This is a genomic window from Streptomyces sp. NPDC088706 (genome assembly GCF_044752765.1).
In the GTDB taxonomy this organism is placed as follows: domain Bacteria; phylum Actinomycetota; class Actinomycetes; order Streptomycetales; family Streptomycetaceae; genus Streptomyces.
Genome location: NZ_JBIVLW010000001.1, coordinates 714,047 through 731,535 on the forward strand (window position 1 = coordinate 714,047; position 17,489 = coordinate 731,535).

18 protein-coding genes are annotated in these 17,489 nt (G+C 69.8%); 9 read left to right on the forward strand and 9 right to left on the reverse strand.

The window, feature by feature from the left end; translation table 11 throughout:
• Window positions 1-230: 230 nt before the first annotated feature.
• On the forward strand, window positions 231-986 hold the full coding sequence (locus ACIQAK_RS03305) for a GntR family transcriptional regulator (protein WP_366388018.1): 756 nt from the start codon (window positions 231-233) through the stop codon (window positions 984-986).
• Between the two features lie 249 nt (window positions 987-1,235).
• Here ACIQAK_RS03305 and dusB read toward each other — a convergent pair whose 3' ends face one another.
• Entirely contained in the window at window positions 1,236-2,384 is a 1,149-nt protein-coding gene (gene dusB / locus ACIQAK_RS03310) for a tRNA dihydrouridine synthase DusB (protein ID WP_366388017.1), read from the reverse strand.
• 386 nt (window positions 2,385-2,770) lie between these two features.
• On the opposite strand from dusB, the gene ACIQAK_RS03315 reads away from it, so the two are divergent.
• From ACIQAK_RS03315 to ACIQAK_RS03325, 3 genes are all read left to right on the forward strand, one after another.
• Complete coding sequence (locus tag ACIQAK_RS03315) at window positions 2,771-6,106, forward strand: RHS repeat-associated core domain-containing protein (RefSeq protein WP_366388594.1); 3,336 nt, start codon at window positions 2,771-2,773, stop codon at window positions 6,104-6,106.
• Between the two features lie 35 nt (window positions 6,107-6,141).
• Window positions 6,142-6,267, forward strand: a complete 126-nt coding sequence (locus tag ACIQAK_RS03320; protein ID WP_366388016.1) for a hypothetical protein — start codon at window positions 6,142-6,144, stop codon at window positions 6,265-6,267.
• 378 nt (window positions 6,268-6,645) lie between these two features.
• Window positions 6,646-7,179 carry a hypothetical protein gene (locus tag ACIQAK_RS03325; RefSeq protein WP_366388015.1) on the forward strand — a complete coding sequence of 178 codons (534 nt, stop codon included), beginning with the start codon at window positions 6,646-6,648 and terminating at the stop codon, window positions 7,177-7,179.
• A 161-nt stretch (window positions 7,180-7,340) separates the two neighbouring features.
• Here the strand turns inward: ACIQAK_RS03325 and ACIQAK_RS03330 are convergent, their stop codons facing one another.
• From ACIQAK_RS03330 to ACIQAK_RS03355, 6 genes are all read right to left on the reverse strand, one after another.
• Window positions 7,341-7,616, reverse strand: a complete 276-nt coding sequence (locus ACIQAK_RS03330; protein WP_366388593.1) for a hypothetical protein — start codon at window positions 7,614-7,616, stop codon at window positions 7,341-7,343.
• 299 nt (window positions 7,617-7,915) lie between these two features.
• Window positions 7,916-10,516, reverse strand: coding sequence for a rifamycin-inactivating phosphotransferase (gene rph / locus ACIQAK_RS03335; protein ID WP_366388592.1), 2,601 nt, complete (start codon window positions 10,514-10,516; stop codon window positions 7,916-7,918).
• 242 nt (window positions 10,517-10,758) lie between these two features.
• On the reverse strand, window positions 10,759-11,727 hold the full coding sequence (locus tag ACIQAK_RS03340) for a glutaminase (protein WP_366388014.1): 969 nt from the start codon (window positions 11,725-11,727) through the stop codon (window positions 10,759-10,761).
• A 296-nt stretch (window positions 11,728-12,023) separates the two neighbouring features.
• Window positions 12,024-12,233 (reverse strand): DUF397 domain-containing protein, encoded by a 210-nt coding sequence (locus tag ACIQAK_RS03345; protein ID WP_366388013.1) that lies wholly within the window; start codon window positions 12,231-12,233, stop codon window positions 12,024-12,026.
• Window positions 12,234-12,503: 270 nt separating this feature from the next.
• Entirely contained in the window at window positions 12,504-12,713 is a 210-nt protein-coding gene (locus ACIQAK_RS03350) for a DUF397 domain-containing protein (protein WP_366388012.1), read from the reverse strand.
• Window positions 12,710-13,549, reverse strand: a complete 840-nt coding sequence (locus tag ACIQAK_RS03355; RefSeq protein ID WP_366388011.1) for a helix-turn-helix transcriptional regulator — start codon at window positions 13,547-13,549, stop codon at window positions 12,710-12,712. Before ACIQAK_RS03355 ends, ACIQAK_RS03350 begins: the two co-directional genes overlap by 4 nt.
• 104 nt (window positions 13,550-13,653) lie before the next feature.
• Between ACIQAK_RS03355 and ACIQAK_RS03360 the strand changes: the two genes are divergently transcribed.
• The 5 genes from ACIQAK_RS03360 to ACIQAK_RS03380 are packed head-to-tail and all read left to right on the forward strand — an operon-like array spanning window position 13,654 to window position 15,456.
• Complete coding sequence (locus ACIQAK_RS03360) at window positions 13,654-13,917, forward strand: hypothetical protein (protein ID WP_366388010.1); 264 nt, start codon at window positions 13,654-13,656, stop codon at window positions 13,915-13,917.
• Window positions 13,914-14,225, forward strand: a complete 312-nt coding sequence (locus ACIQAK_RS03365) for a hypothetical protein (protein WP_366388009.1) — start codon at window positions 13,914-13,916, stop codon at window positions 14,223-14,225. Before ACIQAK_RS03360 ends, ACIQAK_RS03365 begins: the two co-directional genes overlap by 4 nt.
• Window positions 14,222-14,611, forward strand: coding sequence for a hypothetical protein (locus tag ACIQAK_RS03370; protein ID WP_366388008.1), 390 nt, complete (start codon window positions 14,222-14,224; stop codon window positions 14,609-14,611). Before ACIQAK_RS03365 ends, ACIQAK_RS03370 begins: the two co-directional genes overlap by 4 nt.
• 24 nt (window positions 14,612-14,635) lie before the next feature.
• Window positions 14,636-15,073, forward strand: coding sequence for a hypothetical protein (locus tag ACIQAK_RS03375; protein WP_366388007.1), 438 nt, complete (start codon window positions 14,636-14,638; stop codon window positions 15,071-15,073).
• A complete protein-coding gene (locus ACIQAK_RS03380; protein ID WP_366388006.1) occupies window positions 15,070-15,456 on the forward strand; it encodes a hypothetical protein in 387 nt (128 codons plus the stop codon). Before ACIQAK_RS03375 ends, ACIQAK_RS03380 begins: the two co-directional genes overlap by 4 nt.
• Window positions 15,457-15,606: 150 nt before the next feature.
• Here ACIQAK_RS03380 and ACIQAK_RS03385 read toward each other — a convergent pair whose 3' ends face one another.
• The gene (locus ACIQAK_RS03385) at window positions 15,607-15,822 is read right to left on the reverse strand and encodes a DUF6243 family protein (protein ID WP_366388005.1); all 216 of its coding nucleotides are present in this window, start codon (window positions 15,820-15,822) and stop codon (window positions 15,607-15,609) included.
• Between the two features lie 258 nt (window positions 15,823-16,080).
• A complete protein-coding gene (locus tag ACIQAK_RS03390) occupies window positions 16,081-17,463 on the reverse strand; it encodes a glycine--tRNA ligase (protein WP_366388004.1) in 1,383 nt (460 codons plus the stop codon).
• Between the last annotated feature and the right edge of the window lie 26 nt (window positions 17,464-17,489).

The following is a 17,489-nucleotide window of genomic DNA, read 5'->3' on the forward strand; positions in this document are numbered from 1 at the left end:
AGTGCCACTTGTTCATACAAGCTGGCACCAGTTCGCCCGGGTCAGGTGGCCGGGAAGTTAACGTCCCATGTCCGCTGCCGCAAGAGCCCGGGAAGAGGAAAGCCGACTGTTCAGGGGTTGTGGTAGGTAACGGCCGCGCATCGAAACGCTGGGCGGCAACGCTAGAGTGACCGACAGGACCGCCACCCAGAAGCGGACCTGTACACAACCAGTCACTGCCAGGGGGACGCGTGGGTCATTCACGCTATCGGGAGATCGCCGAGTCGCTGCGGCACGCCATCCGCACCGGCGCCTATCCGCTCGGCTCCCGGCTGCCGTCGGAGAGCGACCTCGCCGGCCGCTGGTCCGTCTCGCGAGGCACGGTCCGCCAGGCGGTGGCGCTGCTCGCATCCGAGGGGCTGATCGGCTCCCGGCAGGGGGCGCGGCGGGTCGTCCTGCGACAGGAGCGCCACCAGAGCTTCCGGCAACTCAACAGCTTCGCGCAGTGGGCGCAGGCGATGGGGTGCGAGGTGGCCGGCCGGATCCTGACCCGCACGACCCGGACCGCGACCGACGAGGAGGCCGAGCGGCTGGACGCGGAGCCGGGCAGCGAGGTGTTGTACGTCCTGCGGCTGCGGTGGCTGGACGGGGAGCCGGTGATGGTCGAGCGGACCGTGTACGCGGGCTGGGTGGCCCCGGCCGTCCTGGCGCTGCCGGAGGACTGCGTCTCGATCATGGACAGCATCGCGGAGCGGGCGGACATCGTCGCGCACTACGGTGAGCACCTGATCGACGCGGTCGCGGCGGGCAGCGAGGACGCCCGGCTGCTGCGGGTGCGCCGGGCCAGCCCGTTGCTGCGCCAGCGCCACCTGACGTACACGGCGGCGGGCCGGGCGATCGAGTGGACGGACGACCGCTACCGGGCGGGCAGCGTGGTCTTCAACGTGATGAACTCGGCGGCGGCGGCCCCACTGGAACGGCGAGCGGGACCGGACATGGCGGGGTGAGGCGTCGGGAGCCGGGACCCTTGCGGCGACGGCGCCCGGTCCCACCCCGCCCAGCCGGCCAGCCGGCCAAGGGCCGGCGCCCGGCCGAGCGCCGGCGGGGATCGCAGCGCACGCACCCTGTGCACACCGACGGAGCGCGAGGGGCGTCCCCCGGCGCCGGGCGCCGCTCGGCCGGCCGCGCCGACGACGGTCCGGTGCCCAGCTCACCGGCGCCCCGGAAGGCCACCGCAGGCCGCCGGTCCGCCGCCCTCAGCCGCCCGAGGTGTCCAGCTCCGCGTCGGCGCTGAGGCCCGAGCAGTCGTACGGGTCCTTGAGCCAGCCGTCCGGCAGGACGACCCGGTTGTTGCCCGAGGTACGCCCGCGCGGCCCGTCGGCACCCTCCGGCCAGGGCTGGTCGAGTTCCAGCTCGTGCAGCTGACCGCCCAGCTCCTCCAGCGACGAGGTGACGGCCAGCTTCTTGCGCATCTCGGAGCCGACCGCGAAGCCCTTCAGGTACCAGGCGACGTGCTTACGGAAGTCGATCACGCCACGGGCCTCGTCGCCGATCCACTCCCCCAGCAGCGTCGCGTGGCGCACCATGACGTCCGCGACCTCGCGCAGGGTGGGCGCGTGCCGGGTCGCGCGGCCCTCCATGGCGTTCACCAGATCGGCGAAGAGCCAGGGCCGCCCGAGGCACCCGCGACCGACCACGACTCCGTCGCAGCCGGTCTCGCGCATCATCCGCAGGGCGTCATCGGCACACCAGATGTCCCCGTTGCCGAGGACGGGGATCTCCGGAACGTGCTCCTTGAGCCGGGCGATGGCGTCCCAGTCGGCGGTGCCGCCGTAGTGCTGGGCGGTGGTGCGCCCGTGCAGGGCGACGGCGGTGACGCCCTCCTCGACGGCGATGCGGCCCGCGTCGAGGAAGGTGAGGTGGTCGTCGTCGATGCCCTTGCGCATCTTGATGGTCACGGGGAGGCCCCCGGCGTTGGAGACCGCCTCCTTGAGGATCGCCCGCAGCAGGGGCCGCTTGTACGGGAGCGCGGAGCCGCCGCCCTTGCGGGTGACCTTGGGGACCGGGCAGCCGAAGTTGAGGTCGATGTGGTCGGCGAGGTTCTCGTCGACGATCATCCGGACCGCCTTGCCGACGGTGACCGGATCCACCCCGTACAGCTGGATCGAGCGCGGGGTCTCGGTCGCGTCGAAGTGGATCAGCTGCATGGTCTTCTCGTTGCGCTCGACCAGCGCCCGCGTGGTGATCATCTCGCTGACGAACAGCCCCTTGCCTCCGGAGAACTCCCGGCACAGCGTCCGGAACGGGGCGTTGGTGATGCCGGCCATGGGCGCGAGCACCACGGGAGGCCGCACGGCGTGCGGGCCGATACGGAGCTGCGGGAGGGCGGGGGCGAGCGTGGTCATTGCCCCATTGTCGCGTACGCCGGAGGAGTGACGGCCGGCCCGGCAGCGGGGCTCGTCGGGGCCGTCCGTTCGTAGGGGCGATTTTCGGCCTCGCTTCGTTGACGCTCGAACAAGGTGATACGAGGCAGGAAAGTCCCAGGAGAAAGGGCTTTCTCGGACGTAACCGGTCAGCAAGGTCGGCTTGTTCTGGCACGTTTACGCATGTGGGGTCGAGAACTTGTTCGTGTCGCGTGAAGGAACCGTGGCAGCGTGTGCCGCTCCGGTGGCCGGAGAGGTCACCGCGTCTACGTATCCCGCGGGGGGATCGCATGGTTTCGCGTGCTTCCGGCACGCCGTTTCGGCGTGCCCGTACACATCGCAGAAGTGCTCTGACAGCCGCCCTGGTGGTGGTCGCGCTCGGTGCTTCCGCACTGCCCGCCCTGGCCGCTCCGGCCACTCCGGCGGACGATCCGGCGCCGGTCTCGGCCTGGGGGCCGGGCGGGCCCAAGGCCGAGATACCGCCGGTGAAGATCGGCTCCAACAAGCCGGCCGGCAACAAGGCGGAGGCTGCTCCTTCGGACGAGAAGGCCGCCTGGCTGGAGGAGGAGAGGAAGCGGGCCGAGACGGGGACACCGCCCGCGCCGGCCCGTAAGGCCGCCCGCTCCTCGGCCGCCGCCGCGGCGGCGTACGTCCCGGAGGGGCAGGGCTCGGTGCCGTGGCACCAGATCTCCGACTTCCGGATCACCGACTCGCTGGTGGCCCGGGTCAACCACTCCAACGGCAACCTGATGCTGGCGGGTACGGACTTCGAGATCGCGGGGGTGGGGCAGAAGCTGCGCCTGGCCCGTACGTACAACTCGCTGGACGCCCCCTGGGGCAAGGTGTCGCAGCGGTGGTGGCAGGAGTACGAGCGCTATCTGAACCTGGCGAACACCGACGAGGTGGTCCTGTACGACGCCACCGGGGCGGCGGTCCGCTTCGCCAAGGGGTCGGGCGGGGCGCTCACCACGCCGAAGGGCTACTCCAAGGACCTGAAGAAGAACGCGGACGGCACCTACACGCTGACCGACCGCAAGTCCGGCTCCAAGGACACCTACGACGCCAACGGCACGCTGACGAAGGTCACCGACAAGAACAACGGCACCATCACGGTCACCCAGCACGACGAGGGCTCGGAGCACAAGGGCTTCAAGCTGACCGAGACCCGCTCGGGGCGGTGGGTGGACCTGGTCAAGACGTACCCGAACCAGTGGCAGGCCAAGGACAGCAGCGGCCGCACCGCCGTCCTCGACCTCAACCAGGCCGGCGACCTGGCGAAGACGACGGACACCGAGGGCAAGTCCACGGTCTTCGGATACGACTCCTCGCGCCGCCTGACGAAGATCACCACCCCCAAGGGCCGGGTGACGGTCTTCACCTACGACGACCAGAACCGGGTCACCTCGATGCTCCGGGCCACCGAGCTGGAGGGCTCCGGCCACACCGGCCCGACCTGGACCTACGCCTACTCCGCCACCACCCCCTCGGCGGCCGGCCGCACGACGGTCACCGACCCGGAGAAGAACTCCACCAAGTACGACCACGACGCCGACGGCCAGGTCACGAAGGTCACCGACGCGCAGGAGCAGTCGCGCTCCAAGAAGTACGACGCGAACCGCAACGTGCAGGAAGCCACCGACGCCATGGGCGTGGGCGGGGCCTCGGGGAACGTCACCAAGTACGGCCGGGACGCCCGCAACAACCCCACCTCGTCCGAGCTTCCCACCGGCGCGACGGCCACGATGGGGGGCTACCAGACGATCGCGGGAGCGGACCTGCCGGAAACGCTGACGACGCCGGACAACGAGAAGGCGAAGTACACCTACGACACGGCGGGCAACACCAAGTCCGTCGCGGTCGAGGGCACCGGCGGTGGCAATCAGTCCCTCGACTACAACCCCGCCACCCCCACGTGTGGTGGTTTCGAGGGCCAGGTCTGCAAGGTCACCACGAAGATGTCGGCCTCCAAGTCGGTCTCCACGACCTTCACCTACGACGCCAAGGGCAACCTGAAGACGGTCAAGGCCCCGGCCCCGCTGGGCACGACCTCGTACACCTACGACGACCTGGGCCGTCCGGAGACGGTGAAGGACCCCCGCGGTGTCACCGTCGTCTACACCTATGACAACCGCGACCGGGTCAAGAAGGTCGACTCCTCCAACTACCTGGCCGTCGACTACGAGTACGACAGCGACGGCAACCTCACCCAGCGCTCCGACGGTACGGGTGTCATCACGTACGAGTTCGACCCGCTCTCCCGCGAGACGGTCCGCACCCTGCAGAACGGCTCGCAGACGGTGCTGGCCTACACCCCGGCGGGCAACGTCGACACCTACAAGGACCCGGCGGGTCTGACCGACTACACCTGGAACAAGGTCAACAAGCTCGCCGAGCTGAAGGACCCCAAGGGCAAGATCACGAAGTACGAGTACAACAAGAACGACGTCCGCACCAAGACCACTTACCCCGGCAACACGGTGCACACGGTCACCCCGGACAAGTCCGGCCGCCCCGAGAAGATCAAGGCCACCAGCCCCAAGGGCACCCTGGTCGACCTGGCCTACACCTACACCAGGGAGGACGGCAAGGACGGCGGCAAGATCCGCACCAACACGGACGCGCTCGCCGGCACGAAGACCACGTACGAGTACGACAGCGCGGGCCGTTTCTCGTACGCGGCGGAGAACAAGGGCAGCACGCTCAACGCTTCCTGGCAGTACTGCTACGACCTCGCCGGGAACCTCACCTCGCAGGGCGTCGACAAGGGCTGCCCGCGCGGCACCACCTACACGATCAACGACGCCCAGCAGGTCACCGCGAAGGACGGTTCCACCACGAACTGGTCCTACGACAAGATCGGCAACGAGACCGCCGGTGCCTCGACCCCTGAGGGCACCCGGACCGGGGTCAAGTGGACCGACTACTCGCAGATGACGTCGATCACCACCGGTGGCAAGACGTACGCGGGCCAGTACGGCTCCACCGACCAGTCCGAGCGCGTCAAGCTCGGCGACACGTTCTTCCACAACGGGCCGCTCGGCCTCTCCGCCACCTCGACGGCCGGAGTGGACACGGGATTCAACCGCGAACCCGGGGGCAAGCTGAACTCCATGACCCGCGGGGGGAAGAACTACTACTACCTGACCGACGCACTCGGCAGCGTGGTCGTCCTGGCCGACGAGGCCGGTACCAAGGTCAACACGTACGCCTACAGCCCCCGCGGCGTCCAGCGCACCACCACGGAACAGGTCCCGCAGCCCTACCGCTTCGCCGGTGGCTATCAGGACCCGACCGGGCTCTACCACTTCGCGGCCCGCTACTACGACCCCAACATCGGCCGCTTCACCACCCCCGACCCCTCCGGCCAGGAGAAGAACCCCTACCTCTACGCCGAAGGCGACCCCGTCAACCGCATCGACCCCACCGGGCTCGCGTTCTTCGACAAGGTCGGCAAGGCCTTCGACATGTACGACATCGGCAGCATGGCCAAGGACGTGTCCGAGGGTAACTACAAGGACGCCTTGGCGACCGGTGCCGGACTGGCGGCGGGTGCCGCCGGTGAGGCCGGGTGTGGCGCGGTCGCGGTCGCTGTCAGCGCTCCGACTGCCGGTGTGGGCGGGCTGGCCGTCGGGGCCGCCTGCTTCGCTGTCGGGTACGGCGCGGGCGAACTGGGCGAAAAGGCCGCAGCAAGCGCTCTGGGCTGAGCACCGAGGCGATATTCGACCGACAGGAGAAAACAGTGTGGCAGAACGATTTCCTGGCGAAGGGCGCCGGGCAGGGCACCCCGTCCTTCTGGATCATCGCCGTCATCCTGATCGTCATTGTCGGGATAGCGTTCCTGGTGTCCAAGGCGCGCAAGAAGTAGCACCCTCGTAGGGCGGTGAGCACCCGGCCTCGCCCCGCGGAGCGCGGGGCCCAGCCTTCGGTGTTGCGGCGGACCCCCGGCCCCGCCGGCCGAAGTCCGAGAAGTGCTCGTATGATCCGGCCTCGTGGGCTCGGCGAAGTGACAGGCTGTCACTTCACCGAGCCCACATCTACGCTCCGCGTTCATGTCCGGCCTCGGTGTGGACAACTGAACAGTCACCCACGGACATGCGGGACTTGCCGAAGGTTCCCCGTGCCACGGTGGGCAGGCCGCGACACCGTGCCGACGGATGCCGGACGACAAGGCGTACTCCTCCAGGGCCCCGTGAGGCGGGCATGATGTGAAGTGCCCTCAAAGGCAGGCCGGTTGGAGGACCGAGTGAAGGTGACGGCGTGGCTGGACGATTGCCTCGGGGCGCTGGAGTCCCGCGAGGCATGGGTGTGGGTCGGCAATGGCGCGGGATGGCTCGCCGCGTTGTACGCCTGTCTGCACTCAGGGCTGTACGGAGCCACGCTCACCGGGTTCGGCGTCACCCTGGCGGCCTGCGGCCTCTGCCAGACGTTCGCGGTGGCGGTGGTGATGTGGCCCGGCGGCAACGCGCACTCCAGGGACCTGGCTGAGTGCCACAGTGCCCCGGCGGGGCTTGCCCTGGTAGTCGTCTGCATGTTCTTCCCCGTTACGTTCCTTCTCATGGCCATGATCCTGATGACCACCGGGCATGACCTCTTCGGCGAGGCGCTTTCGGTGGTGTCCATGGGAGTGCCCGCCCATCTGCTGGCCACCACCGCGAGCCTGGTCGCCGTTGCGGTACTGGTTGGCCGTGCGGAGCAGCGCGAGAGGCGCGACGCGCCGCCGGGCGGGCCGGACTGGAGTGACGCCGAAGGGTACGAGGGCGGGGGTACCGACGGCTGACCGCCTCATCGGCCGACGGTGAGGCAGCCGCGCCCGGGGCCGCGGGGCGTCGGCGGACCGGGCTCGCCCAGCACTTCGGCCGGTGGTTGTGCCCCACGCGTGCGGTGGGGCACAACCACCGGCCGAAGGGTCACCGGTGTCGCGGGCTCAGGTCACGTTCGTCACGCGTTGGCGAGGACGGCGCCGAGGATCATGCCACCCACCAGGCCGATCGCGCTGACGACGATGGCGATGGTGGAGAGCCGCTCGTGCCGGACGGCCTTGGCGACGACGGCCAGCACCAAACCGGCCAGACCGAAGACGATCGGCAGGAAGATGAAGCCGATCACGCCCAGAACTATCGCGATGATGCTGAGCACGTTGCTGCTGTTCGCCCCGCGCTGAGGCGCGCCGTGGTGCTGCTGCCCGGTCGGCTGGTTGCCGTACTGCGTAGTCATCTGCCACTCCTTCGGGACGGTCGCTCGAGACCCGGTCCCGAGTCGGACCGGCCTGTCCCTCGGATACCCCGAAGTCCCTTGCTGACACAGCCACTTGGCGGCGAGGGCGATCCGGTGCAACCGCTCCGGCCCGGTACGGGTCTCCTGGTCCGCCGGCGGGTAGCTGACAAGGCGCGGCCCACTCACCGGGCCCAGCCAGAGGTTGGTGTGCTCGAACACACGCCGGAGGCCGCCGCACCGAGGGCTGCGGCACGCGCCCGGGACTACGGGCGGGGTTCTCCGTCGGGTGCTCGGCCGGTTCAGGGCAGGATCTCGACGTACCCGTCGGTTCCGTGCACGCGGATGCGCTGTCCGTCCCGGATCAGCCGGGTGGCCCGGTCCACGCCGACGACGGCGGGCAGTCCGTACTCCCGGGCGATCACCGCGCCGTGGGTCATCAGGCCGCCCACCTCCGTCACCAGGCCCGCGACGCCGACGAACAGCGGCGACCAGCTGGGGTCGGTGAACGTCGTGACCAGGATGTCGCCCGCTTCGAGATCGGCGTCCGCCAGGTCGAGGATCACGCGGGCCCGCCCCTCGACGGTCCCGGTGGAGACCGCGAGGCCGGCCAGGGCGCCGGCCGGTACGTCCTCACGCCGGTACGCCCCGGTGACGGCCTCGCCGTCCGATGTGAGCACCCGGGGCGGGGTGAGCGCGTGGTGCGACCGGAACGCGTCCTTGCGGCGCTCGATGAGCCGGTCGTCCACGTGGTGCGATCGCACGGCCGTTTCGAGCTCCTGGAACGTGAGGTGGAAGATGTCCTCCTTCTCGGTGAGCACCTCGGCCCGTACCAGGCGCTCGGCCTCCTCCAACAGGGCCCGCTTGTAGACGAAGTACCGGCTGACGATGCCGTACTTCGGGTACTCCCGGTAGCCGGCGAAGGCCCTGACCTGGTCGATCATGCGCTTGGCCGCGTCGGCCCTGCGGTCCCCGTCCGGCAGGGCCCGCAGGCGTGACAGCACGTCCTGTTCCTTCTGCTCCGCCTTCTGCCGGCCCTCCTCGAAGCGCCGGCCGGCGGCGCCCGGCTCGAAGTTCCTGACGTTGTCGAGGATCAGGGGGACGAGCGTGGAGGGACGCTCGCGCCAGCGCGGCCGCGTGATGTCGATCTCGCCCACACAGCGCATGCCGTACCGGTCGAGGTAGGTCTCGATCGCGTCGCGCGCTCCGGTGCCGCCGGGCAGCTTCCCCAGCTCCTCCAGGAAGCCCTCGTCCTCGACCCCTTGCAGGAACGCCACCACCTCACGGTGCGGGCGGATCACGTCCGCCACGTCGAGCAGGTCCAGTCCCATCTCCGACGTGATGTTGCCGGGGGCGGACAGCGTGAGCGTGTCAGCCGCCTTCTTCTCGCCCAGCCACTCCCCCAGCTTGTCGTTGAGCCACCAGGTGGCCTCCGTCCCCGCCGTGATCGCCTGCATGCTCAACGGATCGCCGAGCACGCGCTTGTGCTCCTCGAAGGCCTCCAGCAGGAAGTCGAACAGCGCCGGTCCGCTCCTCGTCCGGATGTCGCGCTCCAAGGCGGCGACGGACAGCTGGCTGCGCTCCACCAGCTCCGCGACGATCGCCGGATCGGCCTGGGCCGGCGGCCGGGACGCACTGCCGGCCAGCGGCACCTCAGGACCCGTACCCGGCAGCGACGGGACGAAGTCGTCCCGGTCCAGGACGGTCTCCAGAGCATCCCTGACCAGCGGATCGCCTCTTCCCACGGCGTCCAGGAGGGCGGCGCGGGACGCGGGCGAAACCAGCCGCCCGGTGACGTCGACGAACAGCCTCCCGCCGGCCTCGTGCATCGGCACCAAGGCCGTCCGCTGCCACATGGAGAAGCCCAGGGGTTTCATGGCGTCGGTCATCATCTGCTGGTGGCCGACGGAGACGTAGACGTGATGGTCCTGGTCACCGGCCTCGGGGACGGGGAACAGTGTCGTGATCGGCCGGCTCTGGACGATCCGGAAGTCGTCGTCGACCAGGCACCATTCGATGTCCTGCGGGCGGCCGAAGTGCGCTTCGATCCGCCGTCCGAGCCGCACGAGCCGCACGGCCTGCGCATCCGTCAGCGCCGGCTGCTCCTGCCGCCGCGGGTCGACCACCACCTCCCGCGTACCGCCGCCCGGCAGGGCGTGCACGGCACGCTGTTGGGCGGCGATCGTCCTGGCGACGACTTCGCCCTCCCGTACGGTGAAGACGTCCGGGTTCACCAGCCCGGAGACCAGCGCCTCGCCGAGGCCGAAGCCGGCGTCCACGGTGGCGGTCCGCCGGTTGCCGGTGACGGGGTCGGCGGTGAACAGGACCCCGGCCGCGTGCGGGAAGACCATCTGCTGGACGACCACGGCCATGTGGACCGTGCGGTGGTCGATGCCGTTCTGCCGACGGTAGGTCACGGCCCGCTCGGTGAACAGCGATGCCCAGCACCGGCTGATGTGCCGGAGGACCGCCGCCGGCCCGATGACGTTCAGGTACGTGTCCTGCTGGCCGGCGAAGGAGGCCGTCGGCAGGTCTTCCGCCGTGGCGCTGGACCGGACGGCCCAGGCGGTCCGCTCGCCGGGCCGGGTGAGCGCACCGGTGATCTCCGCGGCGAGGTCACCGGGGATCGCGGCCTCCTCGACGGCTCGGCGGATGTCCGCGCTCAGCGTGCGGACCGCCTCCCGGTCGTCCGGGTCCAGGCGCGACAACTGATCGAGCCGGTCGTCGAGCGACGGCGCCTGCGCCACGACCCGCCGGAAGGCGTACGTCGTCACGCAGAAGCCGTCCGGCACGCGGATGCCGTCGATCCGGGACAGCCCGCCCAGGTGCGCGCCCTTGCCGCCGACGACGGCGACCTGCGTCTCGTCGACCTCCCGGAGGTCCAGCACGTACGGCCCGCTCATGCCGACACCTCCGAGGCGCCCGCGCTCCACGCCACCGCGCCGGCCCACCGCGTCACCGGCGCCTCGCGGCCTGTCGGCCTTCTTGTCGAACACGTCGTCATTCCTGATTTCTCCCGCACGTTGTGGCATCGGCCGACGATTCTGCGCCGTGCCCCGGGCCTTGTGGCAAGCCCCCCTGTGCGCTATAAGTTGAGAAGGGCAGGGAGAGCGTGAGTTCTCCTTGCCTTTGCTTTGTGCCGCCGTCAGAAGACGGAAAGCCCGGTGAGCGTGGTGAAGCGGTCGAGCGCCGACACGCCCGCCACCGAATTCCCGCGCCGGTCGAGGCCCGGACTCCACACGCACAAGGTGCACACCCCGGGCACGATGGCGATGATCCCCCCGCCGACGCCGCTCTTGCCGGGCAACCCCACGCGATAGGCGAACTCTCCGGCCGCGTCGTACGTCCCGCAGGTGAGCATGACCGCGTTGACCTGCTTCGCCTGGCTGCGGGTGAGCAGCACGGACCCGTCGGCCCGGACACCGTGCCGGGCCAGAAACCCGGCGGCGAGGGCGAGGGCCGCGCACGACGCCTCGATGGAGCACTGCCGGAAGTAGGCGGCGAGCAATTCGGGGACCGGGAGCGTGATGTTGCCGTAGGAGGCCATGAAATGAGCCAGCGCGGCATTGCGGTCACCGTAGGCCGCTTCGGAAGCGGCCACCTCCGGCAGGAAGTCGATGGCGTCATTGCCGCTCTCCGAGCGCAGCAGTTCCCGCACCTGACCGGCAGCATCCCCGGTCAGAGCCTGCAACCGGTCGGTCACCACCAGGGCGCCGGCATTGATGAACGGATTACGTGGCACACCGTTCTCGTATTCCAGCTGCACCAGGGAATTGAAGGGGTTGCCCGAAGGCTCGCGGCCGACGCCCCGCCATATCCGTTCGCCGTCCAGCGAGAGTGCCAGGGCGAGGGCGAAGACCTTGGAGATGGACTGCGTCGAGAACGGATGCCGCCAGTCGCCGACACCGTAGACGGTCCCGTCCGGCTCCGCGACGGCCATGCCGAACCGCCGGGGGTCGGCACCGGCGAGCATCGGGATGTAGTCGGCGGGGGTGCCGCGATCGGTGAGTTCGGCCATCTCCTCGGCGATGCGGCTGATCACCGCGCTGAAGCGGTGGGAGCCGGCGCGCGGAGCCGGGTTGGCTGCCCGAGGGGCGGCGGAGGTGTGGGACACGGCGATTCCTGACGGGGAGGTGAGCGAGAAGGCCCCGGAGCGGGCGAGGTCGAACCGGGCGGGTGCCCCCAGTCTGACCGGCCCCCGGGAGCGACCAAGAAGCCCCTGGCGTCAGGCTCCCCGGGACGCGGCTCACCGGACCAGGTCGGTGTGCGGACGGCCCTCGGTGCTCGGGCAGATGTACAGCCGCAGACGCATGGAAACAATGCTGCCAGCAGCCTCTGACAGCGGGCGGACCCGGGCAGCGGGCCGCCCCACCATGCGCGGCACGGTGGGGCGGCCCGCTGTCCGGCTGGTCAGACGACGCCGAACTCCCCGGCCTGCACACCCACGACGAACGCGGTGAACGCGGCGGCCGAAACGTCGACCACCGGGCCCTCCACGCTCTTGGAGTCACGGACCGGGACGACGCCGCGCGAGGCGACGAAGTTGGCGGCCACCTCGACGCAGTCACCGCCGTTCGCGCTGTACGAGGACGTGAACCAACGGGGGGATTCGGTCTTCACGGGGTGCCCCTTCGTAGCAGGAAGGTCCAGCATGCATGCCGTGGCGGGGTGGGTACCAGAGGGCCAACCAGGGTCGTCACGCGTCGAGTCGTACTCCAGGACGTAGGCCGCCGCGTCCAGGACCATCTCGTTGACCTCTACGGGACGGCGCTCCTCCGCGAAGGCCGCCCGTCGGTGTCCGTGGTAGGCATCAGCGCGCTTCCCCTCTCCCCGGACAGCAGGCTGCCCCACCATGCGCGGCACGGCGGGGCAGCCCTGCTCTTCGGCTCGTCAGACCGCGTCGAACTTCCCGGCCTGCACACCCGCGACGAACGCGGAGAAGGCGGCGGTACGGACGCCGAGGACCGGCCCGTCCACGTTCTTGGAGTCGCGGACCGGGACGATGCCCTGCGAGGCGACGAAGTTGACGGCCACCTCGATGCAGTTGCCGCCGTTCGAGCTGTACGAGGACTTGAACCAACGGGGGGATTCGGTCTTCACGGAGTGCCCTTTCGCAACTGGCTGATCTTGGCCGCAGACGCCGCTTTCGACAGCGACTCGCCCTGGAGTTGATGGTAGGCCGTGAACATGGGTGCTACTACCGATGTTTCGCGCTCGACATAGCCCTGCGCCTGCGATTCGGCATACGCGACGATGGACCGGTCGACCATGGTCAGCAGGTTGACCGGCAGGTCGAACGCCCTGCGCTCGCCCAGGCTGAACGGCGCCACCTGGATGATCCAGTTGGGCCGCGCGGCCATCTCCTCCAGCCGTCGGAGCTGGGCGTTCATGACCTCCGGACCGCCGACAGCCTGATGGAGGCAGCTCTCGTCCATGACGACGAACATCATGGGCGGCTGCGAGCGCACCAGGGCCGCCTGCCGCTGCTCCAGGAACGCGACGCGCTCATCGGCCTGTTCGTAGGTGATGGACCCGCGTTCCACGTCTCCGTAGGCGACGGCCCGCGCGTAGTCCGGCGTCTGTAACAGCCCAGGCATGAGCCCGACCTCGAACAGCCTGATCTCCACCGCGCGGCCCTCGTACCCCACGTACTCCGGGAAGCCTTCCAGCAGCGAGCCGTTCCGCAGCTCAGCCCATTCGCGCTCGAACGAATCAGTCGTGCCCGTCGTACCAAATGCCTGGTCAGACTTCCTCGAAAACCGCAGAGTCGGCGGCTTGCGAACAGTTTCCACGGCCGAAATGTGCTGACTGGAGTACCCGATCTTCGGGGCCAGCACATCCTGGCTCCACCCCCGCTCCTCCCGGTACCGCCGGATACGGGCACCGTAGGCCGCCTGCGGGCTGCTGTCGGGGTTCAGCTGTTTGATGTTGACCATGCCGCTCCTTATTCTTCCTTCAACTTCAGTCAGTTGAAGGGTTCTTCACGGTAGGTCACTCTGAATCGCCCCGGTAGCCATTCAGCTACAGAGAGGAGCGATAGGTGTACGGCGTGAACGTTCGTCCGAATCCCGAGGAACCATCCCCTGACCTGCCCGCCCCCGGCACTCTCCTGGTCGACACCAGCCGCAACAACCGCGTCGGTGAGTTCCGAGGGGTCGCCGGCCTCTACTGGTCCCTCCGGCCCGTGGGCGGCGGCATCGAGTGGGAGGTCGAGCCCCGGCACGTACGGCCCGCGCTGCTCATGGAGCAGCTGCGCGCCCGTACCGCGCGGGCCAACGCACGCAGCCGGGGTGAGGTGCTGTGAGCAGTCTTCTCGTCCGGTCACGGGTTCGGCTCGTCCTCGCCCTGGGGGCCGCCGAGGTCCGTCTGCGGCTCCGGCTCCCCCGCCTCGTGGGGGCGCTCACCCGGGGCCCGGCCAGACCCGACCCGCCCTTCGCCGAACTCGTCCGCATCGAGTCCGACCCCGCCTACCGGGCCCTGTTCTGCGCCGCGTTGGACGCGGCGCTCGAAGACCGGCTGGCGGCGCGCACCGCCGTGGTGGAGGAGATCGAGTCGGCGGCCGAACGGCTCCGGTACCTGATCCGGTCCGGCGACCACGAGCGTGCCGCATGACGCGCGTGGGCTACGCCGCCGAGGTCACCGTGTCGGACGGGCAGCGGGTCGCCTCGCTCGGCGGTGTCACCGTACGGAACCGGCGTCTCGTACTCCTGTGGCTCCGGCGGCAGGCGCTCCGCCTCGCCAACGGGCACGGGCACAGACACGGGCACGGGCACGGGCACACCGTGCGAGACGAGTCACCCGGCGACGTGCGGCCCGTCCTTTTCCACGGCTCCGACGCACCGGAGGAGTTGCGGTTCTGGGCGACCGACGGCCGGAAGCAGGACGACGCGATACGCGCCCTGGAAGCAGGCTTTCCCTTGCTGTTCACCGTAGTCGACCCGGCAGTCGGGCTGAGCCTGAGCCTCGCCGGGTGGCGCGGTTCCGCGGCCGGCCCGTAGGCCCCCTCCGAAGAAGAGACCGACGTGCTGCAATGCACCGCCGTGACCCGGGTTCCGCTCAGCGACGTGCTGGACGCCCTGGTCACCATGGACGGCGGGCCCGACGACCCGCCGCAGGCCCTCGCCCTGACCTACTACCTCCTGTGCGAACTCGGTGAGCACGACGCCCGCACCGAGCACGCCGCGCTCCTCTGGCCGGCCGAGGTGCCCAGCAAGCCCGCCCTGTGGTTCTTCTGGACCGGTGACGGCCCGGAGGACCGCGTTCACCGGGTCGTCACCGTGCCCTGGTGCCCCGCCGTCCTCCGCAACTTCGCTACCGGCGCCGTGTTGCAGTGCGCGTTCTTCGACCGCCACGCCGCGTCCCACTCCTGGGGGGTGACCGACCCGCTCGGCGACCTGATCGCCGGGCCGGTGGCCTCCGACGACGCCACCGACGACCCGGGAAGGCGGCCCCCATCGTGAACCAGTGCACCGCCGTCGTACTGCTCCCGCCCCCTGACCACGTGGTCGCCCTATCGGTCCCCGGCGACCGCCCCGAACCCGCGCACGTACTCTGCGAACTCGGCGAGGAACACGAGGGCGATCACGCAGCGATGCTCTGGGACGAGGGCGGCCGCCCCGGAAGTGCCGTCTGGGCCCGGTGGAACACCGAGCGCACCCAACTGGTGCCGTTCCCCTGGTGTTCCGCCCTCGACACCCGTGACGCGGCCTGCGAGCTGTTCGCCGGGCACCCGCCCGCGCACAGCTGGGAGGTCACCGACCCCACCGACGCAGCGATCACGCGGGCCCTCGCGGAGCAGCACCCCCACCTGTTCCCCGAGCACAGGGAGGGAGGCGGGGGCTGAGCAGGATCACCGGCGGGTGCGATCGACCAGCCGGGAGCAGGGAGGGTCCTCACCAGGCGCGCCCCCGGTAGCGACCGGGTACGGCGGTGGGCCCGGATCACGGATGATCCGGGCCCACCGTCGTACGGGGTGCTGCTGGGGCGTCAGGCGTCAGCTCTGCGCGGGCTTCGGGTCCTGCTCGGCCGGCTCGGCGGTCGTGGCCGCCTGGGCCTCGGCGCGCTCGCGCATCTTGCGCACCAGCTCCTGCTTCTTGTCCTCGGCCTTGCGGTCGGCGCCTCGCGCGGAACCCGCGCCCTGCTGTTCGGCGCGGGACAGCTTCTTGCGCTGTCCGCCGACGCCGAGAAGGTTGTTGCGGCTCTTGGCCACGGCGTTCTCCCATGCGTGGTGAGAAGTGAGGAAGGAAGTGATCGGGTGATCGAGATCGATCCGGTGGGCGGCGGGCGGTCGGACCCCCGCCGCGCTCTCACTCGTAGATCTGGAAGAACGAATACATGCCGAAACGGTACCCCGCTCCCGGAGCACCCCGCACCAGATTTTCGGCGGGGGCTCCGGTGGACGACGAAGCCCCCGGTTCCGTACCCGGAACCGGGGGCCTCACGCGCGCGCAGAAGCGTACGGGAGCCGTCAGCAGCCGAGCAGGCGGGCGCCGAGGTACGCCTGGATCTGGTCCAGGGAGACGCGCTCCTGCTTCATCGAGTCGCGCTCGCGCACGGTCACCGCGTTGTCGTCGAGGGTGTCGAAGTCGACCGTGACGCAGAACGGGGTGCCGATCTCGTCCTGGCGGCGGTAGCGGCGGCCGATCGCGCCCGCGTCGTCGAACTCGATGTTCCAGTTCTTGCGCAGGTCCGTCGCCAGGCCCTTGGCCTTCGGCGACAGCTGCGGGTTGCGGGAGAGCGGCAGGACCGCGACCTTGACCGGCGCGAGGCGGTGGTCGAGGCGCATCACGGTGCGCTTCTCCATGACGCCCTTGGCGTTGGGCGCCTCGTCCTCGATGTACGCGTCGAGGAGGAACGCCAGCATCGCGCGGCCGACACCGGCCGCGGGCTCGATGACGTACGGCGTCCAGCGCTCACCGGCCTCCTGGTCGTAGTAGTGGAGGTCGGTGCCCGAGGCCTTGGAGTGCGCCTTGAGGTCGTAGTCCGTGCGGTTGGCGACGCCCTCCAGCTCGCCCCACTCGCTGCCGCCGAAGCGGAAGCGGTACTCGATGTCGGCGGTGCGCTTGGAGTAGTGGGACAGCTTCTCCTGCGGGTGCTCGAACCAGCGCATGTTCTCCTCGCGCATGCCGAGGCCCGTGTACCAGTTCCAGCGCTGGTCCATCCAGTACTGCTGCCACTCCTCGTCCTCGCCCGGCTTGACGAAGAACTCCATCTCCATCTGCTCGAACTCGCGGGTCCGGAAGATGAAGTTGCCCGGAGTGATCTCGTTCCGGAAGGACTTGCCCATCTGCGCGATGCCGAACGGCGGCTTCTTGCGGGAAGTCTGCTGCACCTGGCCGAAGTTGGTGAAGATGCCCTGGGCCGTCTCGGGGCGCAGGTAGGCGACCGAGCCGGAGTCCTGGGTCGGGCCGAGGTGGGTGGAGAGCAGACCCGAGAACTGCTTGGGCTCGGTGAAGGTGCCCTTGTTGCCGCAGTTGGGGCAGTTGAGGTCGGCGAGGCCGTTGACCGGCGGCTTGCCGTGCTTCTCCTCGTACGCCTCCTCCAGGTGGTCGGCGCGGTAGCGCTTGTGACAGGAGGTGCACTCGGTCAGCGGGTCCGAGAAGGTGGCGACGTGGCCGGAGGCGACCCAGACCTCGGGGGCCAGGATGACCGACGAGTCGATGCCGACCACGTCCTCGCGCGCGGTGACCATGTAGCGCCACCACTGACGCTTCAGGTTCTCCTTCATCTCCACACCCAGCGGCCCGTAGTCCCAGGCGGCCTTCTGGCCACCGTAGATCTCACTGCAGGGGTAGACGAAGCCACGGCGCTTGCTCAGGCTGACGATGCTGTCGATCTTGTCGGCGGCCACGGTGCTCTCTTCATACGACGATGGAA